Source organism: Pseudomonadota bacterium (assembly GCA_037200975.1).
GTDB lineage: Bacteria > Pseudomonadota > Gammaproteobacteria > Steroidobacterales > Steroidobacteraceae > CADEED01.
Genome location: JBBCGI010000001.1, coordinates 4,044,713 through 4,070,335, shown reverse-complemented (window position 1 = coordinate 4,070,335; position 25,623 = coordinate 4,044,713). Strand labels below are relative to the sequence as shown.

Below are 25,623 nucleotides of genomic sequence, written 5' to 3'. Positions count from 1 at the left end.
TGGGCGCCCCGCTCACCGTCGCATGCTTGGGTGAGCCCCGAAAACCTTGAGGAATTAGCCGCTTGGCTCGTATCGACGCCTTCTTGAAGCTTGGCATGCAGCAGGGCTGCTCCGACGTGCATCTGGCCGTCGGCGTGCCGCCCATGCTGCGCATGAATGGCGACCTCATGCCCATCAAGTTCCGCGATGTCGGCGATGCGGAGCTCGAGAGTTACCTGACCGAGATCTTCACGAAGAACCAGCACGAGTACTTCGGCAAGGGCAACGACCTCGACTTCTCGTATGTGTCCGCCGACGGCGGGCGCTTCCGCGTCAACGTGTTCCGCAAGGAAACCGGATTGGGCGCAACGTTCCGCGCCATTCCGCAGGATATTCCCAGCATCGACAAACTGGCGCTGCCCCCCATCGTCAAGAAGCTGTGCGACTTTCACCAGGGCATGGTGCTGGTCACCGGCGCCACCGGCACCGGCAAGTCGACCACGCTCGCGGCGATGATCGATCACCTGAACACTTCGCGCCGGCTCAACATCATCTCGCTCGAAGATCCGATCGAATTCGTCCATCGCAGCAAACTCAGCCAGGTGATCCAGCGGGAGCTCGGCACGCACATTCCATCGTTCGCCGAGGGCGTGCGCGCCGCGATGCGCGAAGACCCGGACGTCATCCTGGTCGGCGAATTGCGCGACGCGGAGACCATTTCGATGGCGATGACCGCCGCCGAAACCGGCCACCTGGTGCTCGGCACGTTGCACACCACGTCAGCATCCAAGACCATCGATCGCATCATCGACGCGTTGCCCATCGAGGAGCGCGAGCAGACCAAGAGCTTCCTGTCGCAGAGCTTGCTGGCCGTGGTCACGCAGATACTGGTCAAGACCGCCGACGCGCGCGGCCGCAAGGCCATCTGCGAAACGCTGGTGATGAACCGCGCGGTCGCCAAGCTGATCCAGACGGACCAGACGCACCAGATTCCGAACCAGATCATGACCGGCAAGGATCTGGGCATGCAGCTCATGGACCAGGCGCTGCTCGACTCGCTGTCACGCAAGGAAATCGATCCCGACGACGCGGTGACCTATGCCAGCGACCGCCGTCCGTTCCAGCGCTACGTGACGGACACTTCGCTGATGCCCAAACTCGACGTCACGTCGCCGACCTCGCAAGCGGCCGGCGGGTAGTTAGAGCCGACATGCCCGTCATCGACGAATATCTCAAGGAAGTCCTGGGCAAAAAAGGCTCGGACCTGCACTTTCTCGCCGGCGATCCGCCGCGCATCCGCCTGTACGGCGACCTGCAACCGCTGCGCCCCGAACGGCTGGAAAAGGATTTCGTGCAGCAGACGTTGTACGAAATCATGCCGAAGACCGCGGTGAAGCGGTTCGAGGAACACGACGGCGCGGACTTCGCCTACAACATGGGCGAATACGGCCGCTTCCGCGTCAACGTGATGCGGCAATTGAATGGCATGGGCGCGGTGATGCGCGCCATTCCGTCCAAGGCGCTGACGATGGAGCAGCTCAACCTGCCGCCCGCCATCTACACTTTGTGCCGCGCGAACAATGGCCTGATCCTGGTGACCGGCAAGACCGGTTCGGGCAAATCGACGACGCTCGCCGCGATGATCGACGACATCAACAGCCGGGTGAAGGGCCACATTCTCACCATCGAAGACCCGATCGAGTTCGTGCACCGGCGCAAGCAATGCCTGATCAGCCAGCGCGAAGTCGGCGTGCATACCAAGGGCTTCGCCACCGCGCTGCAATCCGGCCTGCGCGAAGACCCGGACGTCGTGCTGGTCGGCGAGTTGCGCGACTACGAAACCATCAGCATTGCGGTCACCGCCGCGGAGATGGGCATCCTCGTGATGGGCACGCTGCATACCAACGGCGCGGCGCCCACCGTCGACCGCATGATCAACGTGTTCCCTTCCGACAAACAAAGTCACGTGCGCACGATGTTGTCGACCTCGTTGCGCGGTGTCGTCTCCCAACAGCTGCTGCAGAAGGCGGATAAGAGCGGCCGCGTGGCAGCGCTCGAGATCCTGGTGAACACGCCGGCGGTGTCGAACCTCATCCGCCAGGGCAAACTCGATCAGCTCGAAACCACCATGCAGTCGGGCAGCCAGCACGGCATGCGCACCATGGACAGCGCCATCGAAGCGTTGCTGAACCAGCGGCTGATCACGGGCAAGGAAGCCTATAAAAAGGGCATAAGCAAGTCGAAGTTCGAGCCCGTCAAGGATCAAGGCTAGCGAGTTCCTCCGTGTAGGGAGGCTGTGCCGCCTCGTCTATACTTGCGGGCCTTTCAACGGACCCACTGTTCCAATGCCCCGCAAAATCCTCGTGACCAGCGCGTTGCCGTATGCCAACGGCGCGCTGCATCTCGGCCACATCATCGAGGCCGTTCAGACCGACATCTGGGTGCGTTTCCAGCGCATGCAGGGTCACGACTGCCTCTACGTGTGCGCGGAGGACACCCACGGTACGCCGGTGATGATCAAGGCGCAGGCCGAAGGTGTGACGCCCGAAGCGCTCATCACGCGTGTCGCCGCGGAACATCACGCGGACTACCAGGGCTTCCTGATCGGGCACGATCATTTTCATTCGACGCATTCGCCCGAAAACAAACTGATCACGGCGGACCTGTACGGCAAGCTAAAGAAGGCCGGGCACATCACGACGCGCAGTGTGCGCCAGGCCTACGACGAGAAGGCGGGCATGTTCCTGCCCGATCGGTACGTGAAAGGCGAATGCCCGGTCTGCCACACGGCCGATCAATACGGCGACTCCTGCGAGAACTGCGGCTCTACCTACACGCCCGACAAGCTGATCAATCCGGTCTCGACGATCAGCCAGACGCCACCCGTCTGGCGTGAATCCGAACACTACTTCTTCAAGCTCGGCGATTTCGACCAGGTCCTGCGCGGGTGGCTGGAAGGCGGCGGCGCGAGCCAGCCCGAGGTGCGCGCCAAACTCGCCGAGTGGTTCAAGACGGGCCTGCAGGATTGGGACATCTCGCGCGACGCACCCTACTTCGGCTTCGAGATCCCCGGCGCGCCCGGCAAATATTTCTACGTCTGGTTCGACGCGCCCATCGGCTACCTCGGCAGCTTCAAGGCGCTGTGCGACAAACGCGGCCTCGACTATGACGAATATCTGAAGGCGGACAGCACGACCGAGCTGTATCACTTCATCGGCAAGGACATCAGTTACTTCCACAACCTCTTCTGGCCCGCCGTGTTGCACGGGTCCGGTTGTCGCAAACCCACCGGCGTGTTCGTGCACGGGTTCCTCACGATCAACGGCGCGAAGATGTCGAAGACGCGCGGCACGTTCATCACCGCGAGTTCCTATCTCGCGTTGCTGCCGCCCGAGCCGCTGCGCTTCTACTTCGCGACCAAACTGAGTGCCGCGGTCGACGACATCGATTTCAGCCTCGAGGATTTCGTCGCGCGCGTGAATTCCGACATCGTCGGCAAGCTGGTGAACATCGCCAGCCGCTGCGCGGGGTTCATCCAGCGGGGTGGCGGCCGGCTCGCCGTCAAACTACCGGAACCGCAGCTGTACGAGGAATTCGCCGCGTTGCGCGGCACCATCGCGGAGCTGTTCGCCGCGCGCGACTATTCCGCGGCGCTGCGCGGCATCATGGGCCTCGCCGATCGCGCCAACCAGTACGTGGACGCCCACAAGCCCTGGGCGCTGGCCAAGGACCCCGCAAAGGCCGCCGAAGTCATGGCCGTGTGCACGCAAGGCATCAACCTGTTTCGTGTACTCATGAGTTACCTCGCGCCGGTCATGCCGCAGATGGCGGAGAAGGCCGGCAAGTTCCTCAATATCTCGTTCGCCGAGTGGGAGTCGGTCGCCACTCCGTTGCTGGATCATCCGATCGAAACGTACCAACCGCTGGCCACGCGCCTCGACCCGAAGGTCGTCGCGCAATTGATCGCGGCGCCTGCCGGGCCCGCGCCCGAGAAGAAAACCGACGCACAACCTGCGAAGAAGAAGAGTAACGAAGTGAATACACCTGCCGCCGCCGCCCCCGGAAAAGTCGCGATTGGAGATTTCGCGAAGCTCGATTTGCGCGTCGCCAACGTGCTCGACGCGAAGTTCGTCGAGGGTTCGGACAAACTGCTGCAGCTGACGCTCGATCTCGGCAGCGAGCAGCGCAACGTGTTCTCGGGGATCCGCTCGGCCTATGACCCCGCCAAACTCATCGGCCGCCAGGTCGTGATGATCGCGAATCTCGAGCCACGCAAGATGCGTTTCGGCGTCTCCGAAGGCATGGTGTTGTGCGCCAGCGGCGACGACGGCCCCGACGTGTTCCTGCTTTCGCCCGACAGCGGCGCGAAGCCTGGAATGAAAGTCACCTGAGGCGGCGATGTCCGACGCGCTGGCTGTCGCGATCGATCGCCTGCTGCCGCAGACTCAATGCACGCGCTGCGGGTACTCGGGCTGCATGCCGTACGCCGAGGCCGTCGCGAGCGGCGACGCCGACATCAACCAGTGCCCGCCGGGTGGCACGGAAACGATCGTCGCGCTGGCGCAGTTGCTCGCGCGCGAACCGCGGCAGCTCAACAAGGACAACGGCCTCGAAGCCGCGCCCACCGTCGCATTCATCGACGAAGCTCGCTGCATCGGCTGCACCAAATGTCTGCCACCCTGCCCGGTCGACGCGATCGCCGGCGCGCCGCGCCGCATGCACACCGTCATCGCGGAGCTGTGCACGGGCTGCGAGCTCTGTGTCGCGCCGTGCCCGGTGGATTGCATCGTGATGATTCCGCTGCTCGGAAGTCCGCTGCGCACGCTCACGCTGCCGCCGGCGGAAGATTCCCGTGCGCGTTATCACGCCCACAACGAACGCATCGCGCGGCGCGCGGCGGAACGCGCCGCCACGCTCGCCGCCAAGAAGCGCGGTGCGCGGCCGGCGCCGTGAAACCCCCGGCAATGAAAACCCGCCCATGAATGCAGCCAAGCGCCGCGTGATCTTCGAACGGTTCCGCGTGGCCAATCCGCATCCGACCACGGAGCTCGAATACGAGACGCCGTTCGAACTGCTCGTCGCGGTCATCCTTTCCGCACAGGCCACGGACAAGAGCGTAAATGCGGTTACCCGTAAGCTCTTCCCGGTCGCGCGCACGCCGCGCGCGATCGCCGACCTCGGCGCGGAAAAACTTTCGCAGTACATCCGGACGATCGGTCTGTGGAAGGCCAAGGCGAAAAACGTGATTGCCACGGCGTCGGCAATCGCCGACGAACACGGCGGCGAAGTACCCCGCACGCGCGAGTCCCTCGAAGCTTTACCGGGAGTGGGTCGCAAAACTGCGAACGTGGTCCTCAACACAATCTTCGGAGAGCCGACAATAGCGGTCGACACACACATCTTTCGCGTCGCCAATCGCACGCGGCTTGCGCCGGGGAAAACACCTAGGGACGTGGAAGATGCGCTGCTCAAATTTACGCCCGGGGAATTCGCTCATGACGCTCATCACTGGCTCATCCTGCATGGCCGCTACGTTTGCAAGGCGCTGAAACCCGCATGCGACAGGTGCCTAGTCAACGATATGTGCGAATACCCCTTGCGACGCAAGATAATCGCGGCCGCGGGCCGGACTCCATGATCTTCGCCGGTCAATCGCGCGACCAGCTGCGCGAGTCCTATCGCGCGGCATGGCGCAGGTACAAGGGCCAGCACACGCTCTCGCCGCTGGACAAACAGATCGTCGCGATCATTTCGGAACACCCGGAATACCACGTCATCGTGGAATCCGCGGCGGCCGACCTTGCTAACTACTCACCGCGCTCCGGCCAGCTCAACCCCTGGCTGCACATGGGCCTGCACCTCGCGATCCGCGAACAGGTGGCGACCAACCGCCCGGCCGGAATCTCCGAAATACACGCGAAACTCGCCGCCAAGTACGGCGGAGCGCACGAGGCCGAACATCTCATGCTGGAGAAGCTCGCCGAAGCGCTGTGGGAAGCGCAACGAGCGGGCAAACCGCCCGACGAAAACGCCTATCTCGAGAGGCTGCGGACCCTCGCCTGACGCGTCCGGCACCGCGCCACACACGGGCGCTCCACGAAGTGTGAACCAGTACCCACTGCCGAAAGGCCCCGCGCTGCCGCGGGAAAGCGCCGGTCTACACTGGCCGCGCGCTTGTTTTTGAGGTTTCCGATGGGTATTTCCGAAACCATTATCGCCGCCATCATCGGCGCGCTCGCCACCATGCTCACGGCCATTTTCCAGCTGGTCCGCAATCGCGCGCCGAGCGAAACGCGGCCGAAGAAAAAGCGCCTGCGTTCCTTGCTCGCAACCGTCGCGTTGATGATCGGCTGCATCGTCGGCGGTTATGCCTGGTCGGCGTTGCGCGCGGTCAGCGCCAAGGAAGAGATGCGCGCCACGATGGAAGCCACGCTCGCCAAACAATTCGCCGAATTCTCCGCGCTGCAGCGGCAGCAGGCCGAGGCCGCGAACCCGGACGCGACTGGCGCCAGCGGCAGCACGATCCCGGCGCGTAATGGAGAGACCGGGTCGGCCGAGTCGCTCGCGCAATTGCCGCCCTGCCGGATCGCCTCACAGCCCGACGAAGTCGGTCCGGTTTCCTGCAGCGAACGTACTGCCCAGGCCATCGCCCTGTGCGCCGCCATTCCGTCGGCGGCGCGCATCGCCGATATCCGGGTCCAGGCGCGCGTGCCCAGGAGCGAGTCTGCCTGGCTGGAGCGCGATGCCGGAGCGCCCACGCTCGGCAGCTTGCACATCGGTGCCGCAGCCAATGAATCGCCGGTCAGCGCCGATCAGCGCTCGGTGTGCCTCGATGTTTCGAACTGGAGCGTCGACGACACACTGGCCGTGCGCGTGATCGTCGACTACGCGTTCGGTGCCGCGCCGACCAGCGAACTGACCGCCGCCGCGCCCACCGCCCACACGCTCTGACCGTTCAGGCGCGTTTCGGAATGTAGAGGTCCGTGAGCGTTCCTTCGAACGCCTCGGCTGACAGCGCCACCGTCTCCGACAGCGTCGGATGCGGATGGATCGTGAGGCCAATGTCGGCCGCATCCGCGCCCATCTCGATGGCCAGCGCCACTTCGGCGACCAGCTCACCCGCGTTCGGCCCGACCATGCCGCCTCCGAGCACACGATGCGTCGCCGGGTCGAACAGCAGCTTGCTGAAACCCTCGTCGCGGCCCAGCGCCAGCGATCGGCCGCTCGCCGCCCACGGGAACTGGCCCTTCTTGTAGGCCGTGCCGTTCTTCTTGGCATCGGTTTCCGTGAGGCCCACCCAGGCCACTTCCGGATCTGTGTACGCAACCGACGGAATCACGCGCGCGTCGAAATAACTCTTCTGGCCCGCGGCGACTTCGGCCGCCACCTTGGCCTCATGCATGGCCTTGTGAGCCAGCATCGGACCCGGCACGAGATCGCCGATCGCGAACACATGCGGCAGGTTGGTGCGCATCTGCTTGTCGACCGGGATGACACCGCGGTCGCTCACGTCGATGTCGGCCGACTCGAGATTGAGCCGCTTGCCGTTGGCGCTGCGGCCGACGGCCACCAGCACGCGATCGAAGACATCGGTGCGTTTGCCGCTGGCGTCTTCGAATTCCACGGCGAGGCCTTCGGGTTTCGCCGTGCAGCCGGTCACTTTGGTGTTGAGCAGGATCTGCTCGTAGCGCGCCTTGAGACGTTTCTCGAGCGGCTTGACGAGATCCGGATCGGCGCCCGGCATCAGCTGCCCGGTGAGCTCGACCACCGAAAGTTTCGCGCCGAGCGCGGCGTACACGGTGGCCATTTCCAGGCCGATGATGCCGCCGCCGATCACCAGCAGCCGCTGCGGCACGCCGCCGAGCTCGAGCGCGCCGGTGGAATCGATGACGCGCGGATCGTCGGGGATGAACGGTAGTTTGATGGGTTCCGAACCGGCCGCGATGATGCATTGCTCGAAGCGGATCTTCTGGCTCTTGCCATCCGGGCCGATGACTTCGACGACATGCGGGCTCGCGAACTTGCCCGTGCCCTGCACCACTTCGACCTTGCGCTGCTTCGCCAGCATCGAAAGGCCGCCGACCAGCTTCTTGACGACGCTGTTCTTCCATTCGAGCAGCTTCGGCAGATCGATCTGCGGCGCGCCGTACACGACGCCGTGGCGGCTCATCTCACCAACCTCGTCGATGACCTTGGCCGCGTGCAGCAGTGCCTTGGATGGAATGCAGCCGACGTTGAGACACACGCCCCCCAGCATGGGCCAGCGCTCCACGAGCGTGACCTTGAGCCCGAGGTCGGCCGCGCGGAATGCCGCGGTATACCCGCCGGGCCCCGCGCCCAGCACCAGCAACTGTGTTTCGCGATCGTGCGGGACGTCGGATTTGAGCGGCTTCGACGGCTTGGGAGCCGGAGGCGGCGACGCGGTGCGTGCAGGCGCGGCGGCGGGTGCGGGTGCAGGCGTCTTCGTGGCCGGCGCGGCGGCAGCTTTCGCCGGCGCTGGCGCCGCGGGTTTGGCCGCCTCGGTCCCTTCCACACGCGCGATCAATCCGCCCTTGGCGATCTTGCCACCCTTCTGCACCAGCACTTCCGTGACGGTGCCCGCGGCGGTGGACGGCACATCCATCGTCGCCTTGTCGGTTTCGAGCGTGACCAGCGGCGTCTCGACTTCGATCACGTCGCCGACTTTGACGAGCACGTCGACCACGGCGACCTCGTCGAAATTGCCGAGGTCGGGAACGGTCAGGTCGATCCGGCTCACGACATCGCCCCGACGAGATCGGCGGGTTTCGCGAGCGTATCCGCGAGGAACTTCGCGATGCGCGCGCCGAGCGCGCCGTCGATGACGCGATGGTCGTACGAGAACGACAGCGGCAGCAGCAATCGCGGCGCGAACTGCTTGCCGTCCCAGACGGGTTTCATCGCGGACTTCGACACACCGAGGATGGCCACCTCGGGTGAATTGATGATCGGCGTGAACATCGTGCCGCCGATGCCGCCCAGGCTCGAGATCGTGAATCCCGCGCCCTGCATGTCGGCGCCGGGTAGTTTGCCGTCGCGCGCCTTCGCGCTGAGGTCGCCGAGCGCCTTGGCGACCGCGAACACGTCCAGCTTGTCGGCGCCCTTGATCACGGGCACGAGCAGGCCGTTCGGCGTGTCGGCCGCGAAGCCGACGTTGAAGAATTTCTTGAGCACCAGGTTCTGGCCCGCGTCATCGAGCTGGCTGTTCAGCGTCGGGAACTCGCGCATCGCGCGCACCGCCGCCTGGACGATGAACGCCAGCGGCGTCACCTTGACGCCCGCGGCGGCGGCTTTTTCCTTGAGCGTGCCACGAAGTTTCTCGAGCTCGGTGATGTCCGACTCGTCGAACTGCGTGACGTGCGGGATGTTGATCCACGCCGCCTGCAGACGAGGCCCGGAGATCTTCTGCACGCGGTTCAGCGGCTTGATCTCGACCTCACCGAAGGCGGACGCGTCGTAGTTGTGTGCCTTCGGCAGCGCGGGAGCCGCGGCGACCGGGCCACCGCCCGACATCACCAGCTTCACGAAGGCCTTCACGTCGTCGAGCAGGATGCGGCCCTTCTCGCCGCTGCCGCGCACGCTGCCGAGATTCACGCCGAGCTCACGGGCAAATTTGCGCACCGAAGGCGAGCCATGCGCCGCGCCGAAGCTGGCTTCGTCGACGGGTGGCAATCCGCCGCGCGCCGGTGCCAGCACCTGCTGGACGCCTTGCGGCGCGGCTGGCCTGGCGATAGATGCCGGCTTTTCAGGCGCCGCGGCGGCCGCAGGCTTTGCCGCGGCTGCGGGAGCCGCGACGGAAACGCCTTTCACCGTGACGACCAGCGCGCCGGGCGACAGCTTGCCACCCTTGGCGACATGCACTTTCTCGACCACGCCTTTGGCCGTGGACGGGACGTCCATCGTGGCCTTGTCCGTCTCGAGCGTGGCGAGTGGCGTGTCGAAATCGACCGTATCGCCGGGCTTCACGAGCACGTCGATGACGGCCACGGAATCGAAGCTGCCCATGTCGGGCACGCGCACGTCGATCGAACCGATGACCGCGGGAGCCGGCGCGGGCGCGGCGCTGGCCGGCGGCGCCGCGGCTTTCGTCGCGGCAGGAGGCGGAGCCGCGGCGGGCGTGGCGGCGCTCGAAGCTGCGTCGGATTTCACGCTGACGATCAGCGCGCCGGCTGCGACGGAACCGCCCTTCGCGACGTGCACCTTCTCGACGACGCCCTTCACCGTGGACGGCACGTCCATCGTGGCCTTGTCGGTCTCGAGCGTGACCAGCGGCGTATCGATGTCGATGACGTCGCCCGGCTTGACCAGCACGTCGATGACGGTCACCGACTCGAAATTCCCCATGTCGGGGACTTTTACTTCAACCGTGCTCATGCTTTCTGCGGATCCAGCTTGTTAGGGTCGAGGCCGAGCTTGTTGAGCGCGGTCCGGAGCGTGCCTTTGTCGAGCGCGCCTTCTTCGGCGAGCGCATGCAACGAGGCATAGACGATGTTCTTCGCATCGACTTCAAAATGTTTGCGCAACGCGCTGCGGCCGTCCGAGCGGCCGAAGCCGTCGGTGCCGAGCGTCACGAAACGGCCCGGCACCCACTCGCGGATCATGTCGGGCCAGGCACGCATGTAGTCGGTGGCGGCGATGAACGGCCCGGTGGCCTTCGACAACGCCTGCTTGACGTATGGCGTGCGCGGCGTCTCGGCGGGATGCAGCCGGTTCCAGCGTTCGATCTCGAGCGCCTCGCGGCGCAGCTCCGAGAAACTCGGCGCGCTGTAGATGTCGGAGGGGATGTTGAAGTCCTTGGCGAGGATGTCCGCCGCCGCGATGACTTCACGCAGGATCGTGCCCGAGCCCATCAACGAGACACGCACCTTGCCGGCACCGCCGGTCTGCAACAGGTACATGCCCTTGAGGATGCCTTCCTCGACGCCCTTCGGCAGCGCGGGCTGCACGTAGTTCTCGTTCATCACCGCGATGTAATAGAAGACGCTCTCGTCGTTCGCGAACATGCGCCGCATGCCGTCCTGGATGATCACGGCGAGCTCGTACGCGTAGGTCGGGTCGTAGGCGACGCAGTTCGGCACGGTAGCCGCGTGCAGCAGGCTGTGTCCGTCCTGGTGCTGCAGGCCCTCGCCCGCGAGCGTCGTGCGGCCTGCGGTCGCACCCAACAAGAAGCCGCGCGTGCGCAGATCGCCCGCGGCCCAGTAGAAGTCGCCGACGCGCTGGAAGCCGAACATCGAGTAGTAGATGTAGAACGGCACCATGTGCGTGCCGTGATTCGCATACGCCGTGCCGGCGGCGATCCATGAGCAGGTCGAACCCGCCTCGTTGATGCCCTCTTCGAGCATCTGGCCCTTCTTGTCCTCGCGATAGGACATGAGCTGGTCGGAATCGACCGGCGTGTAGAGCTGGCCGGCGGAGCTGTAGATGCCGATCTGGCGGAACAGGCCTTCCATGCCGAAGGTACGCGCTTCATCGGGAACGATCGGCACGACGTTTTTGCCGATGTTCTTGTCCTTGAGCAGCATCGTGAGGATGCGCACGAACGCCATCGTGGTGGAGATCTCGCGGTCGCCCGTGCCCTCGAGCATCGCGCTGAACGCGGACAGCTCCGGGATGACCAGCGGCTTGGCCACGATCTTGCGCGCGGGTAGATAGCCACCGAGCGACTTGCGCTGCTCGTGCAGGTATTTCATCTCCGGCGCGTCGTCCGCCGGCTTCACGAGCGCGAGTTTGCCCACCTGTTCGTCGGTGAGCGGGATGTTGAAACGGTCGCGCACGTCGCGCAGCGCGGCCTCGTCCAGCTTCTTCTGCTGGTGGGCCACCATCTGGCCTTCGGCCGCCTTGCCTAGACCGAAACCCTTGACGGTCTTCGCCAGGATCACGGTGGGCTGGCCCTTGTGATTCATCGCCGCCGTGTAGGCCGCGAACACCTTGCGCGCGTCGTGGCCACCGCGATTCAGGCGCCAGATGTCGTCGTCCGACATGTTGGCGACCATCTCCTTGAGCTCGGGATACTTGCCGAAGAAGTTCTCGCGTGTGTACGCGCCGCCCTTCGCCTTGAAATTCTGGTACTCGCCGTCGACACACTCTTCCATCACGCGTTTGAGCAGACCGTCGTTGTCGCGCGCCAGCAGCGGATCCCAGCGCGAGCCCCAGACGACCTTGATGACGTTCCAGCCGGCACCCATGAACGCGGCCTCGAGCTCCTGGATGATCTTGCCGTTGCCGCGCACCGGACCGTCGAGCCGCTGCAGGTTGCAGTTGACGACGAACACGAGGTTGTCGAGTTTCTCGCGCACCGGCAGCGTCAGCGCGCCCATGCTCTCGGGCTCGTCCATCTCGCCGTCGCCGAGGAAGGCCCAGACCTTGCGGTCCGAGACGGGCACCATCTCGCGGTTTTCCATGTAACGCAGGAAACGCGCCTGGTAGATAGCCATCATGGGCCCGAGGCCCATCGACACGGTCGGGAATTGCCAGAAGTTGGGCATCAGCCAGGGATGCGGATACGACGACAGCCCGTCGCCGGAAGCTTCCTGGCGGAAATGCCGCAGCTGGTCTTCGCTCAGCCGGCCTTCGAGGAACGCACGCGCGTAGATGCCGGGCGAGGCGTGACCCTGCACGAACACCATGTCACCGGGATGCTGCTCCGAGGCGGCGCGCCAGAAATGGTTGAAGCCCACTTCGTACAATGTGGCTGACGACGCGTAGGTCGACAGGTGGCCGCCGTATTCGCTCGACACCTTGTTCGCGTTGAGCACCATCGCGAGTGCGTTCCAGCGGATGCACGCTTCGATGCGTTTCTCGAATTCACGATTGCCCGGATAGGAAGGTTCGTGCGCGGTCGAAATCGTGTTGAGATACGCGGTGTTCGGACGGAACGGAAGATAGGCGCCGGAGCGGCGCGTGAAATCGATCAGCTGCTCGAGCAGGTAATGCGCGCGCTCCGCGCCTTGAGTTTTCAATACTGAATCGATCGACTCGAGCCACTCGCGTGTCTCGATCGGATCCTGATCTTCGAGCTTCATAATTTCCGTCATACGAGTCCAATTCCGGCCAACTGCGGCGCAAAGAAAAGCTCAAGCGCTGTGCTAGCATGCGCCGCGTTGTAAGTGAGGTAAGGGGGCGGGGAAAACAAGGCGCGATATGATCGTTTCTTGAGTGCCTCCGGTCAAGCAAACCTCAATCCACACAGCAGCTTACGGCGCGTTTTTGCGCACTCCATCCATGACATTTTTGCAGGCCACCGCTATCGCAGCGGGACATTGAATGCAAATCGAGATTCGCCGCCCCGATGACTGGCACCTGCACTTGCGCGACGGCGCCGCGCTGGCGGCTGTTTTGCCGTTTACCGCGGCGCGATTCGCGCGCGCCATCGTGATGCCCAATCTGAAGCCGCCAGTCACCACGACGGCCGCGGCTCTCGAATATCGAGCACGCATCCTGGCCGCATTGCCCCCGGGCGATGACCGCGGCGCGCGTTTCACGCCGCTGATGACGCTGTACCTGACCGATCGCAGCGATCCGGCCGAAATGGTGCGCGCCAAGGACAGCGGCGCGGTGTTCGCCTGCAAGCTGTACCCCGCCGGTGCAACCACCAACGCGGATTCCGGCGTCACCGACATCCGCCGCATCGACGCGGTGCTCGAGCGCATGAGCGAGCTCGGGCTGCCGCTGCTCGTGCACGGCGAAGTGACCGCGCGTCACGTGGACGTGTTCGACCGCGAGACGCGCTTCATCGACGAAGTGCTGGCGCCGACGATCGAGCGTTTTCCGCAGCTGCGCGTCGTGTTCGAGCACATCACGACCAAGATCGCGGCGGATTTCGTGCGCGGCGCGCGCGACGGCGTCGGCGCGACCATCACTCCCCAGCACCTGCTGCACAATCGCAACGCGCTTTTCGAGGGCGGTATCCGCCCGCACTATTACTGCCTGCCGATCCTCAAGACCGAAGCGGATCGCGAAGCCCTGCTCGCGGCCGCCGTGAGTGGCAATCCGCGGTTCTTTCTCGGCACCGACAGCGCGCCGCACGCGCAGCACACCAAGGAAAACGCCTGCGGTTGCGCCGGCATGTTCTCCGCGCACGCGGGCATCGAGCTGTACGCCGAGGCGTTCGAGTCGGCGGGCAAGCTCGACAAGCTCGAAGGGTTTGCGTCCGACTTCGGCGCGGATTTCTACGGCCTGCCGCGTAATACGGAGAAAATCACGCTCGTGAAGCGCGAATGGCGCCCGCCGGCTAACTACCCGCTGGGCGACGGAAACCTCGTGCCGATGCGCGCGAACGAACCGGTCGCCTGGCAGCTGGCCGCCTGATGGAAGAAGTCGTCTCACCGGCCAGCCCCGAGATCGCGGTCGAAACGCCGAGTGCGCCACTGATGAGCCGGCGCTTTCGCGGTTTCCTGCCCGTGGTCGTCGACGTCGAGACCGGCGGGTTCAACTGCGCGACCGACGCGCTGCTCGAGATCGCGGCGGTGCTCATCGAGTTCGGGCCCGACGGGCGGCTGCGGCGCGGCGAAACGCACCAGTACCACGTGCGTCCGTTCGAAGGCGCCAATCTGGAGCCCGCCTCGCTGGCCGTGAACGGCATCGATCCGTTTCATCCGCTGCGTCCGGCGCTGCCGGAGAAAGACGCACTCGGGCGCGTCTTCACGGAAATCCGCGCGGCGATGAAAGCGCAGGATTGCCGCCGGGCGGTGCTGGTCGGTCACAACGCTGCGTTCGATCTTGGCTTCATGAACGCCGCCGTCGCGCGCGCCGAGATCAAGCGCAATCCGTTCCACCCGTTCTCGTGCTTCGACACCGCCACGCTGGCCGGTGCCGCATTTGGCCAGACCGTGCTGGCCAAAGCCGCGCAGGTCTGTGGAGTCATCTGGGATTCGAACGAAGCGCACTCGGCCAAATACGATGCCGAGCGCACCGCCGACATCTTCTGCGAAGTGTGCAACGCGCTCGACGGGGTGTGGCGCAAGGCGGACGTCCGCGCGCAGGCCCTGTGGGGCGGCCCGGTTGAAGAGGGTGCCGGGTGAGGAAAGTGGGGAGAGCGGCTCTCCTCACTTTCCTCACCCGGCACCCTCTTCAACCGCTACTTCGCTCCGGCTTCCGCGAGAGTCTTCTTGAGCTCCCCGCTGCGGTGCATGTCGAGCACGATATCGCAGCCGCCGAGCAGCTCGCCGTTCACATACAGCTGCGGGTAGGTGGGCCAGTTCGAGAACTTCTTGAGCGCTTCACGCAGCTCGGGATCTTCGAAAATGTTCACGTGGTGGAAATCACTGACACCCGAGGCGCGCAATGCGGCCACGGCCTGGGCGGAAAACCCGCACTGTGGAAAATCCGGCGTGCCCTTCATGAACAGCACCGCGGGATTGGACCCGATATGGGTCTTGATTCGACTGACGACGTCTTCGGCCACGAACTTTCTCCTTTCCTCGAGCACCCTGATGAGTGCCCACTGCGCTTGCGCGCCCATCGCGCCCCAGGCGGCGATTTCATCGACGGTCCGCAAACAACCGACGCATCGCGTACCTGCAAGCACACAGACTTTGATGCATGGGGATGGCGGGCGTTCAATCATGGGGTCGGCCGCGCTGAGCGCGTTGAATTATGGGGGCTCGTCCCCTATTCTTCAAACCGCTCACCGGGGAGATTAAGACAATGAAAATATTCACGAATCACCGTTACGCACTTGTCACTGGCATCGTGCTGGCGGTTCTTCTTGCTGTAGGACTGAGCTCGACCGTCGAGTCGGGCATCGTATTCAATCAATTGGCGCTAGCACGCTGGGTGCACATCGTTGCCGGTGTGTTCTGGATTGGCCTGCTCTATTACTTCAACGCCGTTCAGACCCCGGGTCTGGCCGACGCGGCGGCGGATAAGGGGGGGCCCGGCGGTGCTGGCGTCAATAAGTACATTGCGCCGCGCGCGTTGTTCTGGTTCCGCTGGGCTGCACTCGCGACTTGGCTTGCGGGAGCGTGGTTGCTAGGCGCCAACTTCGTCCCGGCATTCACACTGGGCGCAACGATCGACGGCGGCAGCTTCTATCATCTGAAAATCGGTATTGGAGCTTGGCTCGGCACCATCATGTTGTTCAATGTCTGGGGTCTGATCTGGCCGAATCAGAAGAAGATTCTCGGTATTAAACCCGCGAGCGACGAAGAAAAAGCCAAGGCCCGTAAGGTGGCGCTCTACGCGTCGCGCACGAACTTCATCCTGTCGTTCCCAATGTTGTTGTGCATGGCAGGTTCATCTCACGGCCTGCCCTTCTGATCGAACGGGTCTCTAGCGACATCGTTGCGCGGCAGGTCGCTGCCGCGCTTGCAGAAGACTTGGGCGGCGGTGATGTCACCGCCGCCCTGGTTCCCGAGTCCCAACAGGTCCGCGCCACCATCGTGGCGCGTGAGTCCGCGATCCTCTGCGGCACCGACTGGGTCGATGCGACCTTCAAACAACTCGATCCGGCTATCCGCCTCGAATGGCAGGCCGCCGATGGCGCACGCATCCTCGCGGACGCGCCTCTGCTCAAGATTTCCGGGGCCGCGCGCCCCATTCTCACCGCAGAACGTACGGCGCTGAATTTCCTGCAGACTTTGTCAGCGACGGCCACGGCGGCGAGCCGCTTCGTCGAAGCCATCGCCGGCACCAAATGCCGCATCCTCGATACACGCAAGACGCTGCCGGGCCTGCGGCTCGCGCAGAAATATGCCGCGCGCTGCGGCGGCGCCCAGAACCACCGTCTTGGCCTCTACGACATGGTGCTGCTCAAGGAGAATCACATCATCGCCGCGGGTTCGATCGGCACCGCCGTCGCGACTGCCCGCCGGATTTCTCCGGGCGTACCAGTCGAAGTCGAAGTCGAAACGCTGGATGAGTTCGACCACGCGCTTGCGGCCGGCGCGGACATCATCATGCTCGACGAACTCACGAACGACGACATGCGTATCGCGGTGGAGCGCAATCGCGCCAGCGGCGCGCGCGCCAAGCTCGAGGCGTCCGGCAGCGTGACGCTGGCGACCGTGCGCGAGATCGCGCTGACCGGCGTCGACTACATTTCCATCGGCGCCATCACCAAACACGTGCAGGCGGTAGATCTGTCGATGCGCTTCGAGTTCGCGTCATGAATAAACGCACGCTGGCCCTGCTGGCGGCCACGGCAACCCTCGCCGCCTGTTCGCGGCACGACGAAGACGCCCTGCCCGGCACCCTCGAACGCGACCGCGTCGAATTGGTCGCCGACGCCAACGAATCCATCGTGTCCCTGCCGCTGGCCGAAGGTGCCGCCGTCAAGGTCGGCGATGTGGTCGTCGTGCAAGACCGCGCGCTGTCGAAGGCCGTGCTCGATGCCGCACGCGCGCAACTCGCCGAAGCCGAGGCGCGCGTCGACGAACTGAAGAACGGCCCGCGCGTCACCAGCATTCGCGCGGCCGCCGCGCGCCGCGACGCCGCCCGCGCGCAACGCGACGACGCCGTGCGCGAACGCGATCGTTTGCTGGGTCTCGTGGCGCGCAGCCTGGTCAGCAAATCGGACGCCGACCGGCAGGTCGCCGCCGCCAGCACCGCCGAAGCCAATCTCCACGAGGCCGAAGCCGACCTGCGCGAGCTGCAGGAAGGCACGCGCAGCGAACAGCTTGCACAGGCACGGCAGGCGGCCGACAGCGCGCGCGCCAATCTGGCCGGCCTCGAGACCACCTCGTCGCGCCTCGAAGTGCGCTCGCCGATCGACGGCACCATCGATTCGCTGCCATTTCACCTCGGTGAAAAACCCGCGCGTGGCGCCACGGTCGCGGTATTGCTGACCAACGCCGCGCCATTTGCGCGCATCCACGTGCCGACCCCGATCCGCGCGCAGGTGAAGATCGGCACGCCCGCCACGCTGCGCGTCGACGGCGTGGATCGCACCTTCAAGGGCCAGGTGCGCTTCATCGCCAGCGAAGCCGAATTCACGCCTTACTACTCGCTCACCGCGGCCGACCGTTCGCGCCTGAGTTTCCTCTGCGAAGTCGTGTTCGACGACGCCGAGGCGGCGCAGCTGCCCTCGGGCGTGCCCGTGGACGTATCGCTCGAGCTGGCAGCGCCGTGAACAGCGCCGCTGTTGCCGGCGGTGGCGGCACGGCCATTTCCGCGCGGCAGCTCACGCGCAAGTTCGGCGACAAGGTCGCGGTGGATCACATCGACCTCGACATCCCCTCCGGCCGCATCTACGGATTCCTCGGCCCCAACGGTTCCGGAAAATCCACCACGCTGCGCATGTTGTGCGGCATGTTATTGCCCAGCGATGGCCACGCGGAGGTGTTTGGCCTCTCGGTCGTCAGGGATGCCGAAGCCATCCGCCGCCGGCTCGGCTACATGCCGCAGAAATTTTCCCTGTGGGAAGACCTGACCTGCGACGAAAATCTGCGTTTCATCGCAGACCTGTACGGGCTCGAAGGCGACGTCGAGGCGCGCATCGCAGAGCAACGCGTCACCTACAACCTCGAGAAACTGCGCAGGCAGCGCGCCGGCACGATGAGCGGCGGCCAGAAGCAGCGCCTGGCGCTGGCGGCGGCGACCCTGCATTCACCCGAGCTGTTGCTGCTCGACGAGCCGACCAGCGCGGTCGATCCGCAGAGCCGCCGCGATTTCTGGGAACGGTTGTTCCAGCTCGCCGAGGCCGGCGCCACGATCCTCGTTTCGACGCACTACATGGACGAAGCCGAGCGCTGCCACGGCCTCGCGATCATCGCCGAGGGCAAGGTGGTGGCCGAAGGAACGCCGCGCGAGTTGATGGCCGGGGTCGAAGCCGACATCTTCGAGATCGAGGGCGCCGACGGCAGCGCCGCGCCGCAACTGATCCGGGCATTGCCCTGGGTGCATGGCGTCACGCAACTCGGCATCCGCCTGCGCGTGCTCGCGGACCGGGGTGAGCGGGATGCGGGAGACAAGCTGCGTGCCCTGCTGCAGCAACACGGCATCGACGCGCGCATCGAGCGCACGCAGGCGAGCCTCGAAGACGTGTTCGTGGTCGCCACGCGGGCCGGAAAATATGGCGGCTAACAGGTTTCTCGCCTCGTTGCGCCGCCTGCGCGCCGTCGCCACCAAGGAGGTGCGGCAGTTGTCCCGCGACCGCGTGACCTTCGGCATGATCGTCGGCGTGCCGCTCATGCAGATCACGTTGTTCGGCTACGCGATCAACTACGACGTGCGCAATCTCGCCACTGTGATCCAGGACGATGCGAACACGTCGATGTCGCGCGAATTCATCGCGCAGCTGCGCGCCACGCAGGTCGTACACGTCAGCTACACCACCGCCTCATCTGCCGAGCTGGACCGGCTCATGCGCGAAGGACGCGCCAGCATGGCGGTCGTGATCCCGCGCGATTTCGAACGGCGCCTGCAATCGGATACGCGCCCCGTGGTGCAGATCCTGGTCGATGGATCGCAGCCCAGCCTCGCCGGCGTCGCGGGCGGCATCGCCACGCTGCCCATCCTCTCCCGGCACGGTGAAGGCCCCTATTCCGGTGGCAAACGCATGGCGCCGCGCCGCATCGAGATCCGCACGTTGTACAACCCCGAAAAACGCACCGCCGTGCAGATCGTGCCCGCGCTGATCGGCGTCATCCTGTCGATGACGATGGTGCTGTTCACTTCCGGAGCCATCGTGCGCGAGCGCGAACGCGGCAATCTCGAGCTGCTGATCGCCACGCCGCTCGGGCGCCTCGAGCTCATGGTGGGCAAACTACTGCCGTACGTGGGCATCGGGCTCATCCAAACCTCACTCATCATGATCGTGGGTTCCGCGCTGTTCAACGTCCCGGTGGTCGGCAATCTTGCCAATCTGTACGCCGCAACGCTGGTGTTCATCGCCGCCACGCTCGGGCTCGGCCTGTTCGTTTCCACGCTGGCGCAAACCCAGTTCCAGGCATTTCAGCTGGCCTTCATCACGCTGCTGCCCTCCATCCTGCTGTCGGGCTTCATGTTCCCGTTCGAGGGAATGCCGGTGGCCGCGCAATGGATTGCACAGGTACTGCCGCTGACGCATTTCAACGTGATCATCCGCGGCATCATGCTGCGCGGCGCCGATCTGCCCGAGGTGTGGCCGCAGCTCGCCAAGCTCGCGGTGTTTCTGACCGTCATGCTGGGCATCGCGGTGGCGCGCTTCAAGAAACGTCTGGATTGAGCGGATTCGGGGCGGTTACCTTCAAGTCATGGATTACGTCGCCGCGCCCAGCAGCTAGACTTGGCCCTTCAATACGGGGGCGTCATGGGCGAACAAGCACAAGCAGAGCGCGCGCAACGATTTCGTGCCCAACACGCCAAAGGCACATTCGTCATCGCAAACTGCTGGGACGGCGGCTCCGCGAGAATCCTGAGCTCGCTGGGTTTCCCCGCCTTGGCCACCTCGAGTGGCGCCGCCGCCGGCACGCTCGGCCGGCTCGACCATGGCATCTCCATCGAAGAATCGCTGGCGAACGCGAAACTCATCTGCAGCTCGACCACGCTGCCGGTGTCCGCGGATCTCGAGAAGGGTTTTGGCGATGCGCCGGATGCCACCGCGAAAGCCATCCGCATGGCCGCCGGCGTGGGCCTGGTCGGCGGCTCGATCGAGGATGCCACCGGGCGGAAAGAGGCGCCGATCTTCGATCTGAGCTTCGCCACCGAACGGGTTGCTGCGGCCGCCGAGGCCGCGCGCACCTTGCCGTTTCCGTTCACGCTCACCGCGCGCGCCGAGAACTATCTACACGGCCGCAACGATCTCGAAGACACGATCAAACGCCTGCAGGCTTACGAGAAGGCCGGCGCGGATGTGTTGTTCGCACCGGCGCTGCCGGATCTCGACGCGGTCCGCACGGTCTGTTCGTCGCTCGGGAAACCCGTCAATTTCATGGTCGGTATCCGCGGCAAGTCTTTTTCCGTAGCGGAACTCGCCGACGCCGGGGTGCGCAGGATAAGCCTCGCAACCTCGCTGTATCGTGCCGCCATGAGCGGCTTGATCGGCGCCGCCAAGGAGATTCGCGAGTCGGGCACCTTCGGATTTCTCGACAGCAGCGTCGCGAGCGGCGATCTCGCCAAGTACCTGCAGAGCTGAACGATGCCGAACTGGTCGCGCCGCGAAATTCTTGGGGCCGGTTTGTCGGCGGGACTCGGCGCCGTACCGTTGCGCGCCGAAGATCTCGTGTCCGAGTCCGGCGCGGACTCGCTCGAATCCCTGGCGCACGCCAAAGGCCTGCACTTCGGCGCCGCGCTCGGCGGGCGTGGCCTCGCGGATCCGCGATATCTGGAACTGGTGCGCTCGCAATGCGGCGTCATCGTTCCGGAGAACGCGTTGAAGATGCCGTCGATCCAGCCGGCGCCGGGCGACTTTCAATTCGAACGCGCCGAAACACTGCTGGCCTTCGCCGAGTCGAACAGGATGCTCACGCGTGGCCATTGCCTGCTGTGGCATCACCCGCGCTGGTTGCCGAAATGGCTTGACGATTACGACTTCGGCGCCGAGCCGGCCAAGGCCGCCGAGGCGCTGCTCACCGAACACATCACCAGGACCTGCACGTTTTTCGGCACACGCATCGTCTCGTGGGACGTCGTGAACGAAGCCGTCGACAACGTCACCGGCGAGATGCGCGAGACGATGTTGTCGAAGGCGATGGGTTCGCCTGACAAGGTTTTGCAGACGGCGTTTCGCGCCGCGCGCGCGGCGTTGCCCGGAACCGAGCTGGTCTACAACGATTACATGGGCTGGGAACCCGACAGCGCCGCGCATCGCAACGGCGTGTTGCACCTGCTCGAACGCTTCCGCAAGACCGGCGTGCCCGTCAATACGCTCGGAATCCAGGCACACATCGGCTGCGGGAACCAGGCCAACAATGCGAACCGCGTGTTCGACGCGCGCGATGAAAAGGCCTGGCGCAAGTTTCTCGAAGATGTGACGGGCATGGGTTATTCGCTCGCGATCACCGAGTTCGACGTCCACGATGCGACGCTGCCCGCGGATTTCGGCGCGCGCGACAAACAGGTCGCGGCGCTCGGCCGCGCATTTCTCGATCTCACCTTGTCGTTCAAACAGGTGAACGTGGTGATGTGCTGGGGTCTCGTCGACAGCCACTCGTGGCTGCAGGGCCGCACGCCGCGCAAGGATGGGATGCCCAAGCGCCCGACTCCCTACGACAACCACTATCTATCGAAGCCGCTGCGCGGCGCGATCGCCGCCGCGTTCCGCGCCGCACCGCTACGCAAGCCCGCGACGATCGCCGGCATTCCCGCATGAGTCATTCTCAATTGAAGATGGGCGCATGAAACTCGTCCGCTGCGAACCGCAGCGTCATTCCGCCGCCATCCTCGCGATCTTCAACGAAGCGATCGCGAATTCCACGGCGTTGTACGACTACCAGCTGCGCACCGACGCGGACATGGCCCGCTGGTTCGCCGGCAAGGCGGCGAAACTCTATCCGGTCATCGGCGCAGAGAGCGATGCAGGTGAGTTGCTGGGCTTCGCGAGTTATGGACAGTTTCGCGAGCGGCCGGCGTACAAGTACACGGTCGAGCATTCCGTGTACGTCGACACACGGTTTCGCGGCCAGGGCGTGGGGCGGGCTTTGCTCGAAGCCATCGTGGAGGCCGCGCAAGCGCAGGACTTCCACGTGCTGGTCGGCGGCATCGACGCCTCGAATGCCGTCAGCATCAGGCTGCACGAGCGGCTCGGTTTCACTCACTGCGGCACCGTCAAACAATCGGGTTTCAAGTTCGGGCGCTGGCTGGACCTCGCGTTCTATCAGCGCATACTCGCGACGCCAGCCCGGCCTGAGGATGGCTGAACACAGCGGCGACCGCGCCGGGCCCGTGTCACGCCCCCTTCGCAAGACAGGAAGAAAAATGCGTAACAGATTTCTCGCGCTCTGCGCGTTCGCCCTGATCAACTCCGCATCCGCCCAGACACCGGTGGCCAATCCGGATGCGGACAAACAGGACTGGATCGTGATGTTCAACGGCAAGGACCTCGCCGGCTGGACGCCGAAGATCGCCAAACACGAAGTCGGCGACAATTTCGCCAACACGTTCCGCGTCGAGAATGGTTTGCTCGAAGTGCGTTACGACAAGAAGAAATATCCGACCTTCGACAACCAGTTCGGACACCTCTTCTACAAGGATCCGTTCTCTTACTACCGCCTGGTGGTCGAATATCGCTTCGTCGGCGAACAGGTTCCCGGCGGCCCGGCCTGGGCGCTGCGCAACAGCGGTGCCATGCTGCATTCTCCGGATCCGCGCACCATGCCGCGCGATCAGACCTTCCCGATCTCGGTCGAAGGGCAATTGCTGGGTGGCAACAGCGACGGCAAGCCCCGCTCGACGGCCAACATGTGCAGCCCGGGCACCGAGATCGTCTTCGAGGGCGCGCTCTACAAGGATCATTGCCTCAACTCCACCTCGCCCACGTTCGATGGCGATCAATGGGTGCGCGCGGAATTCGAAGTGCATGGCTCCGGAACCATCACGCATTTCGTGAACGGCAAGGAAGTGTTGCGCTACGAGCTGCCGCAGTACGGCGGCGGCGCCGTCGATGGGTACAACTCGACCACCAAGCCCGATGGCACGCTGATCGACAGCGGCTATATCTCGCTGCAGAGCGAGTCGCACCCGATCGACTTCCGCAAGGTGGAGATCCTCAACCTCGCCGGCTGCATGGACAAGGCGGCGGCTAACTACAAGAGCTACTACATCAAGCCTGTCCCCGAGGACTGCAAGTTCGCCGACGGCGTTAAGCCGCTCATGCGCCGCGCCGGTGAATACGCGCTGACGGCCGATTCGCTGCCGCAGGAAGGCATCCCGAAGGGCCGCCTCGAAGGTCCATTCGAATTCCGCAGCAAGATCATCGCGGGCACGGTACGGCGGTACTGGATCTGGGTGCCGGCGCAGTACAACCCGAAGAAACCCGCGAACGTGCTGGTGTTCCAGGATGGCCAGCGCGCGACGAATCCGAACGGTTCGCTGCGCGTGCCGCAGGTGATGGAGAACCTCATCGGGAAGGGCCAGATGCCGGTGACGATCGGAATCTTCATCACGCCGGGGAATCTCAGCGAGACCTATCCCACCGATCTCGACATGAAGAATCCGGATCATCGCAAGGAGGAATACGACGCGCTCGACGATACGTATGCGCGGTTCCTGATCGACGAGATGCTTCCCGAGGTCGGCAAGAAATACAACCTGACCAACGACCCGGAAAAACGCGTGATCGGCGGCACGTCGAGCGGCGCGATCTGCGCGTTCACGGTGGCCTGGCAGCGGCCGGATGTGTTCCGTCGCGTGATCAGCATGATCGGCAGTTACACGTCGATCGGCTACATTCCGGCCGCCGACGGCAAACCCATGGTGCCGGGCGGCGATCTGTATCCCACGTTGATCCGCAAGAATCCGATCAAGCCGATCCGCATCTATCTACAGGATGGCGAACACGACCTGTCGAACGAACACGGCAGCTGGTTCCTGGCGAACCAGCAGATGTTGTCGGCATTCGAGTACGCGAACGCCAAGGCGGACAAGGACAAGGCGCTCGGCGCGCGTTACGAGGTGCGCCACCAGTGGGGCGACGGCGCGCATTCGGATGCCCATGGCGGCGTGTTGCTGCCCGAGATCCTCAGGTGGATCTGGACCAACGACTGAACCCGCGGCTGCAGACATTCACGCACCAGTCGTCCATCGGGCACTGGAGCGTGAGTGTCTGGCAGACCGACCCACGCCTCGCGGAAATCGTCGCGAGCATGTGGTTCGGCGAAGGCAAGACCGCCTATCAACGTGACCGCATCCTGCCCTCGGGGCAGAGCCAGCTGCTGATCAATCTCGGTCCACCGCAGTATCGCATCGAGCCCGGGCCGCCCGAGAATCGCGTGCCATTCGTGGACGTGTGGTACTCGGGCCTGCACCAGGGGCCGATCGACACCGAGGCACCGCACGGCAATGCCTTGTTAGGTGTGGCGTTCACCGCGCGCGGCACCTTTCCGTGGCTCGGCGAACGCATGGATGGCCTGTCGGATCGCATCATCGCGTTGGCCGATGCGCTCGGCGACGGCGCGTTGCGCCTGCGCGAGCGGCTGCTGAACACGCCGTCGCTCGAAGCGCGCTTCCGCTGTGTCGAGCGCTGGCTGCTCGCCCGGCTCAAGCCGCGCACCATCGTCCATCCAGCCGTGCGCTGGGCGGTTGATCGCATCGCGGCCAGCGGCGGTCGCATCTCCATCGAGGATCTCGCGACGCAGACCGGCTTCACGCGCAAACACCTCGGCAATCTATTTCAGCAGCAGGTGGGTTTGACGCCGAAGGCATTGGCGCGCGTGCATAGATTTCGCGGCGCGCTGGTTTTGCTCAATACGGCCGACGGACATGTGCCCTGGGCCGCGCTGGCCGAGCAATGCGGCTACTACGACCAGTCGCATCTCATCAACGAATTCCGCCGTTTCACCGGCTTCTCGCCCGCCGAGCTGGCACGCCGCGACCGCCCCGACTCCCAAAGCGTCGTCATCCGGTAAAGGGGACATGCCTATTTTTGGAGCTGGGGACATTCCTCATTTCCTGGCACAGGGCGAAATGAGGAATGTGTCATCTCCGAAAATAGGCATGTCCCCTTTTCCCATTTTTCCAAGACGGGCCGGCGGACGGCGGGCAGAATCTCTC

Annotated in this window: 23 protein-coding genes and 1 pseudogene; 19 read left to right on the top strand and 5 right to left on the bottom strand. The window is 64.6% G+C overall.

Features of this window, described 5'->3' with window-relative positions; all coding sequences use genetic code 11:
- Positions 1-62 precede the first annotated feature (62 nt).
- The 7 genes from WDO72_18200 to WDO72_18170 all read left to right on the top strand — a co-directional run bounded on the left by WDO72_18200 (position 63) and on the right by WDO72_18170 (position 6,930).
- Positions 63-1,178, top strand: a complete 1,116-nt coding sequence (locus WDO72_18200) for a PilT/PilU family type 4a pilus ATPase (protein ID MEJ0087609.1) — start codon at positions 63-65, stop codon at positions 1,176-1,178.
- A gap of 11 nt (positions 1,179-1,189) precedes the next feature.
- Positions 1,190-2,251 carry a type IV pilus twitching motility protein PilT gene (locus tag WDO72_18195; GenBank protein MEJ0087608.1) on the top strand — a complete coding sequence of 354 codons (1,062 nt, stop codon included), beginning with the start codon at positions 1,190-1,192 and terminating at the stop codon, positions 2,249-2,251.
- A 73-nt stretch (positions 2,252-2,324) separates the two neighbouring features.
- Positions 2,325-4,370, top strand: a complete 2,046-nt coding sequence (metG, locus tag WDO72_18190; protein MEJ0087607.1) for a methionine--tRNA ligase — start codon at positions 2,325-2,327, stop codon at positions 4,368-4,370.
- Between the two features lie 7 nt (positions 4,371-4,377).
- A complete protein-coding gene (locus tag WDO72_18185) occupies positions 4,378-4,932 on the top strand; it encodes an RnfABCDGE type electron transport complex subunit B (protein ID MEJ0087606.1) in 555 nt (184 codons plus the stop codon).
- Between the two features lie 25 nt (positions 4,933-4,957).
- Positions 4,958-5,617: an endonuclease III gene (gene nth / locus WDO72_18180; GenBank protein MEJ0087605.1), complete on the top strand. Its 660-nt coding sequence runs from the start codon at positions 4,958-4,960 to the stop codon at positions 5,615-5,617.
- Entirely contained in the window at positions 5,614-6,042 is a 429-nt protein-coding gene (locus WDO72_18175; protein ID MEJ0087604.1) for a DUF1841 family protein, read from the top strand. Before nth ends, WDO72_18175 begins: the two co-directional genes overlap by 4 nt.
- 129 nt (positions 6,043-6,171) lie before the next feature.
- On the top strand, positions 6,172-6,930 hold the full coding sequence (locus tag WDO72_18170) for a hypothetical protein (protein ID MEJ0087603.1): 759 nt from the start codon (positions 6,172-6,174) through the stop codon (positions 6,928-6,930).
- Positions 6,931-6,934: 4 nt separating this feature from the next.
- Here WDO72_18170 and lpdA read toward each other — a convergent pair whose 3' ends face one another.
- Genes lpdA through aceE form a run of 3 tightly spaced genes read right to left on the bottom strand, consistent with a single transcriptional unit; the run spans position 6,935 to position 13,031 of the window.
- Positions 6,935-8,737 carry a dihydrolipoyl dehydrogenase gene (gene lpdA, locus WDO72_18165; protein MEJ0087602.1) on the bottom strand — a complete coding sequence of 601 codons (1,803 nt, stop codon included), beginning with the start codon at positions 8,735-8,737 and terminating at the stop codon, positions 6,935-6,937.
- Positions 8,734-10,371 carry a dihydrolipoyllysine-residue acetyltransferase gene (locus WDO72_18160; GenBank protein MEJ0087601.1) on the bottom strand — a complete coding sequence of 546 codons (1,638 nt, stop codon included), beginning with the start codon at positions 10,369-10,371 and terminating at the stop codon, positions 8,734-8,736. The genes lpdA and WDO72_18160 overlap by 4 nt, the downstream gene beginning before the upstream one ends.
- Positions 10,368-13,031: a pyruvate dehydrogenase (acetyl-transferring), homodimeric type gene (gene aceE, locus WDO72_18155; GenBank protein MEJ0087600.1), complete on the bottom strand. Its 2,664-nt coding sequence runs from the start codon at positions 13,029-13,031 to the stop codon at positions 10,368-10,370. Before aceE ends, WDO72_18160 begins: the two co-directional genes overlap by 4 nt.
- Before the next feature lie 229 nt (positions 13,032-13,260).
- On the opposite strand from aceE, the gene pyrC reads away from it, so the two are divergent.
- Positions 13,261-14,304 carry a dihydroorotase gene (gene pyrC / locus WDO72_18150; GenBank protein ID MEJ0087599.1) on the top strand — a complete coding sequence of 348 codons (1,044 nt, stop codon included), beginning with the start codon at positions 13,261-13,263 and terminating at the stop codon, positions 14,302-14,304.
- 62 nt (positions 14,305-14,366) lie between these two features.
- Positions 14,367-15,017 (top strand): ribonuclease T, encoded by a 651-nt coding sequence (gene rnt, locus WDO72_18145; protein ID MEJ0087598.1) that lies wholly within the window; start codon positions 14,367-14,369, stop codon positions 15,015-15,017.
- A 56-nt stretch (positions 15,018-15,073) separates the two neighbouring features.
- On the opposite strand, the gene grxD is transcribed toward rnt, so the two are convergent.
- Positions 15,074-15,400 carry a Grx4 family monothiol glutaredoxin gene (gene grxD / locus WDO72_18140; protein MEJ0087597.1) on the bottom strand — a complete coding sequence of 109 codons (327 nt, stop codon included), beginning with the start codon at positions 15,398-15,400 and terminating at the stop codon, positions 15,074-15,076.
- An 18-nt stretch (positions 15,401-15,418) separates the two neighbouring features.
- Positions 15,419-15,562: pseudogene (locus WDO72_18135) on the bottom strand (DUF1289 domain-containing protein).
- An 80-nt stretch (positions 15,563-15,642) separates the two neighbouring features.
- Between WDO72_18135 and WDO72_18130 the strand changes: the two are divergent.
- From WDO72_18130 to WDO72_18085, 10 genes are all read left to right on the top strand, one after another.
- Complete coding sequence (locus WDO72_18130) at positions 15,643-16,254, top strand: urate hydroxylase PuuD (protein ID MEJ0087596.1); 612 nt, start codon at positions 15,643-15,645, stop codon at positions 16,252-16,254.
- Positions 16,251-17,105 (top strand): carboxylating nicotinate-nucleotide diphosphorylase, encoded by an 855-nt coding sequence (gene nadC, locus WDO72_18125; protein MEJ0087595.1) that lies wholly within the window; start codon positions 16,251-16,253, stop codon positions 17,103-17,105. The genes WDO72_18130 and nadC overlap by 4 nt, the downstream gene beginning before the upstream one ends.
- On the top strand, positions 17,102-18,064 hold the full coding sequence (locus tag WDO72_18120) for an HlyD family efflux transporter periplasmic adaptor subunit (GenBank protein ID MEJ0087594.1): 963 nt from the start codon (positions 17,102-17,104) through the stop codon (positions 18,062-18,064). Before nadC ends, WDO72_18120 begins: the two co-directional genes overlap by 4 nt.
- 35 nt (positions 18,065-18,099) lie before the next feature.
- Entirely contained in the window at positions 18,100-19,017 is a 918-nt protein-coding gene (locus WDO72_18115) for an ABC transporter ATP-binding protein (GenBank protein MEJ0087593.1), read from the top strand.
- Positions 19,007-20,140 carry an ABC transporter permease gene (locus tag WDO72_18110; GenBank protein ID MEJ0087592.1) on the top strand — a complete coding sequence of 378 codons (1,134 nt, stop codon included), beginning with the start codon at positions 19,007-19,009 and terminating at the stop codon, positions 20,138-20,140. Before WDO72_18115 ends, WDO72_18110 begins: the two co-directional genes overlap by 11 nt.
- Positions 20,141-20,224: 84 nt before the next feature.
- The gene (locus WDO72_18105; protein ID MEJ0087591.1) at positions 20,225-21,049 is read left to right on the top strand and encodes an isocitrate lyase/phosphoenolpyruvate mutase family protein; all 825 of its coding nucleotides are present in this window, start codon (positions 20,225-20,227) and stop codon (positions 21,047-21,049) included.
- Positions 21,050-21,052: 3 nt separating this feature from the next.
- Positions 21,053-22,225: an endo-1,4-beta-xylanase gene (locus WDO72_18100; protein MEJ0087590.1), complete on the top strand. Its 1,173-nt coding sequence runs from the start codon at positions 21,053-21,055 to the stop codon at positions 22,223-22,225.
- Between the two features lie 25 nt (positions 22,226-22,250).
- Positions 22,251-22,772, top strand: a complete 522-nt coding sequence (locus WDO72_18095) for an N-acetyltransferase family protein (GenBank protein MEJ0087589.1) — start codon at positions 22,251-22,253, stop codon at positions 22,770-22,772.
- Positions 22,773-22,830: 58 nt separating this feature from the next.
- Entirely contained in the window at positions 22,831-24,618 is a 1,788-nt protein-coding gene (locus WDO72_18090) for a family 16 glycoside hydrolase (protein MEJ0087588.1), read from the top strand.
- Entirely contained in the window at positions 24,597-25,478 is an 882-nt protein-coding gene (locus tag WDO72_18085) for an AraC family transcriptional regulator (GenBank protein ID MEJ0087587.1), read from the top strand. Before WDO72_18090 ends, WDO72_18085 begins: the two co-directional genes overlap by 22 nt.
- Positions 25,479-25,623: the final 145 nt, after the last annotated feature.